This window comes from Streptomyces muensis, assembly GCF_021474425.1.
In the GTDB taxonomy this organism is placed as follows: domain Bacteria; phylum Actinomycetota; class Actinomycetes; order Streptomycetales; family Streptomycetaceae; genus Streptomyces; species Streptomyces muensis.
Genome location: NZ_JAKEIP010000365.1, coordinates 1 through 6,434 on the forward strand (window position 1 = coordinate 1; position 6,434 = coordinate 6,434).

Below are 6,434 nucleotides of genomic sequence, written 5' to 3' on the forward strand. Positions count from 1 at the left end.
GGGGTGCCGGGGGTGGCGTTCTTGTCGTAGTGGGCGAGGACGGCTTCCACGGCGGCGTGGTAGCTGGTGCGGCCCATGCGGCCGAGGCCGGCGTGTGCGTCGTCGATGGCGGTCGCGGGGGAGGCCGGGGTGAGGTCGGTGGTGCCGTCGACCTCGGTGGAGAAGAAGACGACGTGGAGGGAGTGGTCGGGGGCGTCGGGGTCCAGGTGCTTGGCGAGGGCGAGGGTCTGGTCGGCGAGGGCCTGGGCGGAGCCGTCCTTGTAGTACGGGCGCATGCTCGCGGAGCGGTCGAGGACGAGGTAGAGCTTGGCTCGGGCGGTGGTGAGGCCGGCCTTTGCGAGCGCGGAGGCGGGGGCGTCGGCGTCGGCGTCTGTAACGGCCTCGGCTTCGCCTTCGGCCTCGGTGTTCCCACCCGCACCACCCGTGCGGGTCTCGTCGTCGGCTGCCGGTGGCCCCTGTGGGGCGTCCCCGCCGTCGGCGGCCGCGGTGGCCTCCGGCTCGGCCTTGGCCTCGGCTTCGCCTTCGGCCTCGGTGTTCCCACCCGCACCGCCCGTGCGGGTCTCGTCGTCGGCTGCCGGTGGCCCCTGTGGGGCGTCCCCGCCGTCGGCGGCCGCGGGCTCGGGCTCCTCCTCCGCGACGGGCTCCTCGGCGACCTGCTCCGCTACGGCCGGCTCCTCGGCGACCGGCGTCTCCTCGGCAGCGGTCTCTTCAGCGACGGGCTCCGCCGTGGTCGGCTCATCGACGACGGGCGTCTCCGCGGCCGGTTCCTCGGCCGCCGGCGTCTCCGTAACCGGCTCCTCAGCCGCCGGTTCTGCCACCGTCGGCTCAGCCGCCACCGACTCCTCAGCCGTCGGCTTCGGGACCGTCGGCCGGGGTTCCGGCGAAGGCGTCGTCGCACCCTCTGCTTCGGCGGTACGCCCCTTGCGTGACCGGCCGAACGCGTTCCGCAGGAGAGTGAGAATGCCCATGTGCGCAACCCTTCGCGTGAGTTGATGCCCGTAGATCCCTGGCCAGGACGGACACGTAAGGTTAGCGGCCCCGGATGGCGATCTTGGGGAGGGGCTGACACTGAAGCCCCTTGTCAGTCAAGGGCTGCATCGCGCCGAGTCCGATCGAGGACTCAACTTCGGTACCGCTACCTCTGGTTCACCCTTAGTTCACTCGATCGCCCCGCTCCCGCACAAACGTGCCCCTAGCGTCCCCCACGCTGCTTCAAGGGGAAGCAAAGGGGAGAACGAGACACCATGCGCATTCCGTTGCCGATCATCAGAACGAACAGCGACTCGCACCCGGGTGGACGGGCCGCCCTGACCTGCCGGTTCCGGTGTGGTGACGCGTGTTTCCACGAGGTGCCGAACACCACCACGAACCCGTACGTCGGTGACGTCATCGCCGAGGCCGTCAGCCGCCGTACCACGCTGCGCGCCGCCGCCGTCGTCACCGCGGCCGCCGCGGTCAGCGGCACGGTCACCGTGGCCGCGCCGAAGGCGGACGCCGCCGAGGCCGCCGGGGTGTCCGAAAGGACCGGGTCCTCCCGGGGTGCGCGCGGTCTGCGCTTCAGCCCCGTCGCGCCGAACACCGCCGATATCGTGACGATTCCGGATGGATACGCGCAGAACATCGTCATCCGCTGGGGCGAGCCCATCCTGCGCGGCGCCCCCGCGTTCGACCCGGAGAACCAGACCGCCGAGGCCCAGGCCAAGCAGTTCGGGTACAACAACGACTTCCTCGCTCTCCTTCCGCTGCCGGGTGAGCGGAACCGGCAGGTTCTCGTCGCCAATCACGAGTACACCGACGAAGTGCTCATGTTCCGGGGGTACGACGCCGCCAACCCGACCAGGCAGCAGGTCGAGGTCGCCTGGGCCGCTCACGGGCTCTCCGCCGTCGTGGTGGAAGGGGACCGGCGGACCGGGAAGCTCACGCCCGTGCCGCGGCATCCGCTCAACCGGCGTGTGACCGCCACCTCCGAGTTCAAGGTCACCGGGCCGGCCGCCGGGTCGGATCTGCTGAAGACCTCCGCCGACCCGACCGGCACCAAGGCTCTCGGCACGCTCAACAACTGCTCCGGTGGCGTCACCCCCTGGGGCACCACGCTCCACGGCGAGGAGAACTTCAACCAGTACTTCGCCAATGCCACGCGCACCACGGACAAGCGGTACGGGCTCGGGACCGGTGCCTCCGAGCGCAAGTGGGAACGGTTCGACAAGCGGTTCGACGTCGCCCAGGAGCCGAACGAGCCGCACCGCTTCGGATACGTCGTCGAGCTCGACCCGTACGACCCCACCTCCAAGCCGCGCAAGCACACCGCGCTCGGCCGCTTCAAGCACGAGGGGGCCACGGTCCGGCTGACCGAGGACGGGCGTCCCGTCGTCTACTCCGGTGACGACGAGCGCTTCGACTACTTCTACAAGTTCATCGGCAGCAAGCGGATGAAGAAGGGGGCGAGCCGGGCCGTGCGGGAGCACAATCTCTCGCTGCTCGATGAAGGGACGCTCTACGTCGCCAAGCTCTCCGGGGACTCGCCCGCCATCGAGATCGACGGGACCGGGAAGCTCCCGGCCGACGGGGAGTTCGACGGCAGCGGTGAGTGGATCCCGCTGGCCACCGCCACCGCCGACGGGGCCGTCTCGCACGTCGAGGGGATGTCGGCGGAGGAAGTCTTCGTGTTCACCCGTCTCGCGGGGGACAAGGTCGGCGCCACCAAGATGGACCGGCCCGAGGACATCGAGCCCAACCCGCACACCGGCAAGGTCTACGTCGCCCTCACCAACAACACCAACCGCGGTGTCGGCTCCAACGCCAAGGCCGACGAGGCCAACCCGCGCAACGCCAACAAGCACGGCCAGGTCCTGGAGCTGACCGAGCGCTGGAACCGCGCCGACAGCAAGAGGTTCGCCTGGTCGCTGTTCCTGGTCGCGGGCGACCCGGAGGACCCGGCCACCTACTTCGCCGGGTTCCCGAAGGAGGACGTCTCGCCGATCTCCTGCCCGGACAACGTCGCCTTCGACTCGTACGGCAACCTGTGGATCTCCACCGACGGCAACCAGCTCGGCTCGCACGACGGACTCTTCGGCGTCGCCACGCGCGGTGACCGCCGTGGTGAGCTGAAGCAGTTCCTGACGATGCCGAACGGCGCCGAGACCTGCGGGCCGGTGATCCAGGACCGCCGGGTGCTGGTCTCCGTGCAGCACCCGGGCGAGATCGACGGCGCCACGGCCGAGAAGCCGCTGAGCGCCTGGCCGGACGGGGAAGGGAAGATCAACCGTCCCGCGGTCGTCGCCGTCTGGCGCAAGGACGGCTGCGACATCGGCGTCTGAGCCGGTGGCCTCATGGGAGTGCTGGGACCGGCGGCTGCCGCTCACCGTCGTGTTCCAGCCACTCCCGCTCCAGCCACTCCCGGTACGCCGGCGCCTGCCGCGCCGCCTCCCAGTACGCCTCCTCCAGCGCGGGATAGACCCCGTCCAGATCCGTCTCCGTACGGGCCGCGAGGAGCAGGCGTACGCCCAGGGGGTCGCCGTGCAGACGCCGTACCGCCATGGTCGGGCTGTCGGCGTGGGTGGGCTGGCAGACGGCGACCACCTCGCCGGTGGCCACCAGGGCGTCGGCGGTGTAGTAGTCGCCGTGCAGGACGTGCGGGCTGACGCCGGCCGCGCGGAACATCCGCTGCACGGCGTCCCACTCGCCGTCGACCGTCGGGTCGACCATCCAGCGGTCGTCGGCCAGGTCGGGCAGCGTGACCTCGGACTTCGCCGCGGCCGGGTGGTCGGTCGGGAGGGACACGAACTGCGGCTCGCGCTCCATCAGCACCCGGATCCTGAGCTCGGACGGTATGCGCAGGGGCGAGCCCTCCACCTCGTGCACGAAGGCGACGTCCAGCTGGCCGTCGGCGACCATGCGGAGCAGGGCGTTCGGTGAGACGTTCATGTGCAGGGTCGGATCCTGGCCGTGGCCGCGCAGCCGGCGCAGCCAGCCCGCCAGCGCCTTGCTCGCCGTCGACCCGACCCGGAGCTCGGCACCGCCCACCGCGGCCGCCCTCGCCTCCGCGACCAGGGCACGCATATCGGCCACCAGCGGACGGGCCCGGCTGAGGACCAGCCGGCCCAGCGGGGTGGGCCGGCAGCCGGTTCTCGCACGGACGAACAGCGCGCCGCCCAGCTCCTGCTCGATCCGCCGCAGTTGCGTGCTGAGCGATGGCTGGGCCACGCCCAGCTGGCGTGCGGCCCGGTGCAGACTGCCGGTGTCCGCTATGGCGCACAGCGCGCGGAGGTGTCTCACCTCAAGGTCCATGCCCTCGCACACTAAAGCGGAGGACGAGGTTTCACCAGCCGTACAAATCGCCCCGGATCCCTGCCAATTGGGGCCCCGATAGGACGGGGCTATCACCGATTGCCATCATCACAGCGGCCTCACAGACGCCGACACTCGCCTTGACGACTCACCCCCCACCCAGGAGTCATCAATGCGCATCTCCACGTTCACGTCCAAGTCCCTGTCCGCACGTACGGCGGTGACGGTCGGCCTCAGTGTCGCGGCCCTCGGTCTCGGTACGGCGGCTCCGGCCACGGCGGCCCCCGCCCACACCGCCCAGGCCGGCTACGTCGCCAAGTCCGCGGAGTCCGACGGCAGTCGGGCGTTCTTCGAGGCGGTCCTGAAGTCCGTCGCCGAGAAGCGCGCCGCGAACCCGAGCGCCGCCGCGGTCACCGTCACCTACGACGCGTCCTCGGCACCCACGTTCAGCGCGCAGATAGCCCGCAGCACCGAGATATGGAACGGCGCTGTGTCCAACGTCAAGCTCCAGCAGGGCTCGAACGCCGACTTCACCTACCGTGAGGGCAACGACCCGCGCGGCTCGTACGCCTCGACCGACGGTCACGGCAACGGCTACATCTTCCTCGACTACCAGCAGAACCAGGAGTACGACTCCACTCGCGTCACCGCGCACGAGACGGGGCATGTGCTGGGGCTGCCGGACCACTACGAGGGGCCGTGCAGTGAGCTGATGTCGGGGGGCGGGCCTGGGCCGTCCTGCACGAACTCCGTGCCGGATGCCAATGAGAGGGCCCGCGTGGATCAGCTGTGGGCCAACGGGTTCGCTGCCGCGATGGACAAGGCGCTTGAGAAGGTCGGTCGATAGGTCTGCCCAAGTTCCACCCCCCACATGGCGCGGTCGCCCCCCTGCACGGGGCGGCCGCGCCGGCCTTTGGGCGCCTAGTAGCTCGGGTGGCTTGGGCTTGTGGGCGGGTGCGGATTGTTTGTGGCTGATCGCGCAGTTCCCCGCGCCCCTTTGGGGCGCTTCAGTGCGGGGAAGCGATGGAGCGGGCCGCTGCCACCTCCTGGCGTAGGGGCTCCAGGACGCTGCCCGCGGGGCCGGTGAGGTCGGTGCGGACCTCGTAGAGGGTTTCGACCTTTCGTACGCCCTCTGCCAGCTCCCTCAGTTGGAGGGAGATCTGGGTCACCTCGGCCGCCGACGGCGGGGCGGCGCCGTGTTTCACTCTCACCCGGGCCGCTGTCGTCGCGTCGACGATGCGTTCCACGGCGACGACGAGGGGCCACCAGGCGGCGGCGCGGCGGCCGGTGGGTGGGGGTTCGGTCAGGGCGCGTTGGAACTCGGTGCGGATGCCGGAGAGGTTGCGGTAGAGGCGGCGGCGCATGCGGGCGCCGGCCGGGGGGTCGACGGCGTCGGGGCCGAAGGCGGCCTCCACATAGCGGGCGGTGTCGTCCACGGCGTCCGCGAGACGGTCGCCGACGCGGGTGTGCCAGCTCTCCGGCCAGAGCAGATATCCGGCGATCAGGGCGATGGCGCAGCCCATGAGGGAGTCGACCAGGCGGGGCAGCAGCAGTGCGGTGCCCTGGCGGTTGAGGACGTCGGACAGGAGCAGGATCACCGGGGTGATGGCGGCCGTCTGGTAGCCGTAGCCGCGCGGGGTGAGCGCCGGGACGAGCGGGGCGAGCAGCAGCAGTACCGGTACGTCCCACCAGCCGCGCGGCACCTCCGCGAGGACCGCCGCCGCGATCACCAGCCCGGCGACCGTGCCGAGGGCGCGCAGCAGGGCGCGGGAGAAGACGGAGCCGAAGTCGGGCTTGAGGACGAAGGTGATGGTGAGGGCGACCCAGTAGGAACGGGGGACCGGGATGATCGACACCAGGGTCTGGGCCAGGCCGATGCACAGGGCGAGGCGCAGGCCGTAGCGCCAGGAGGCGGCGGAGAGGGTGACGCCCCGCAGGGCGCGGGCGACGCGGCTGCCGAGCGCGGCCGGGCGGCCGAGGCGGTCGTCGACGCCGCGGGGGTCGACGTCGGGACTGGCGACGACGTCGGCGGCGTGGCGCAGGGCGTGGTCGACGGCGCGGGCCGTCTCGGTGGTCGGGGTGGGGAGCCTCGGGCCGGGCGGGCCGGTGTGGCCGGTCTCCACGGCGGAGGCGAGGTGCCGTACGGC

Annotated in this window: 5 protein-coding genes; 2 read left to right on the top strand and 3 right to left on the bottom strand. The window is 71.3% G+C overall.

Features of this window, described 5'->3' with window-relative positions; genetic code table 11:
• Window positions 1–968, bottom strand: a 968-nt coding sequence (locus L0P92_RS40820; RefSeq protein ID WP_234768195.1) for a VWA domain-containing protein, incomplete at its 3' end; no start/stop codon positions are given.
• Between the two features lie 276 nt (window positions 969–1,244).
• Here L0P92_RS40820 and L0P92_RS40825 point away from each other — a divergent pair.
• The gene (locus L0P92_RS40825; protein ID WP_234768196.1) at window positions 1,245–3,317 is read left to right on the top strand and encodes a PhoX family protein; all 2,073 of its coding nucleotides are present in this window, start codon (window positions 1,245–1,247) and stop codon (window positions 3,315–3,317) included.
• 10 nt (window positions 3,318–3,327) lie between these two features.
• On the opposite strand, the gene L0P92_RS40830 is transcribed toward L0P92_RS40825, so the two are convergent.
• Window positions 3,328–4,287, bottom strand: coding sequence for a LysR family transcriptional regulator (locus tag L0P92_RS40830; protein ID WP_234768197.1), 960 nt, complete (start codon window positions 4,285–4,287; stop codon window positions 3,328–3,330).
• A gap of 172 nt (window positions 4,288–4,459) precedes the next feature.
• On the opposite strand from L0P92_RS40830, the gene snpA reads away from it, so the two are divergent.
• Window positions 4,460–5,134, top strand: coding sequence for a snapalysin (snpA, locus tag L0P92_RS40835; RefSeq protein WP_234768198.1), 675 nt, complete (start codon window positions 4,460–4,462; stop codon window positions 5,132–5,134).
• A gap of 160 nt (window positions 5,135–5,294) precedes the next feature.
• Here snpA and L0P92_RS40840 read toward each other — a convergent pair.
• On the bottom strand, window positions 5,295–6,434 hold a 1,140-nt coding region (locus L0P92_RS40840; protein ID WP_234768199.1), incomplete at its 5' end, for an FUSC family protein.

Bases quoted from the DNA above. Each gene is read 5' to 3' on its own strand.
- L0P92_RS40825 (WP_234768196.1), top strand. From the start codon at position 1,245: ATGCGCATTCCGTTGCCGATCATCAGAACGAACAGCGACTCGCACCCG.
- L0P92_RS40830 (WP_234768197.1), bottom strand. From the start codon at position 4,287: ATGGACCTTGAGGTGAGACACCTCCGCGCGCTGTGCGCCATAGCGGAC.
- snpA (WP_234768198.1), top strand. From the start codon at position 4,460: ATGCGCATCTCCACGTTCACGTCCAAGTCCCTGTCCGCACGTACGGCG.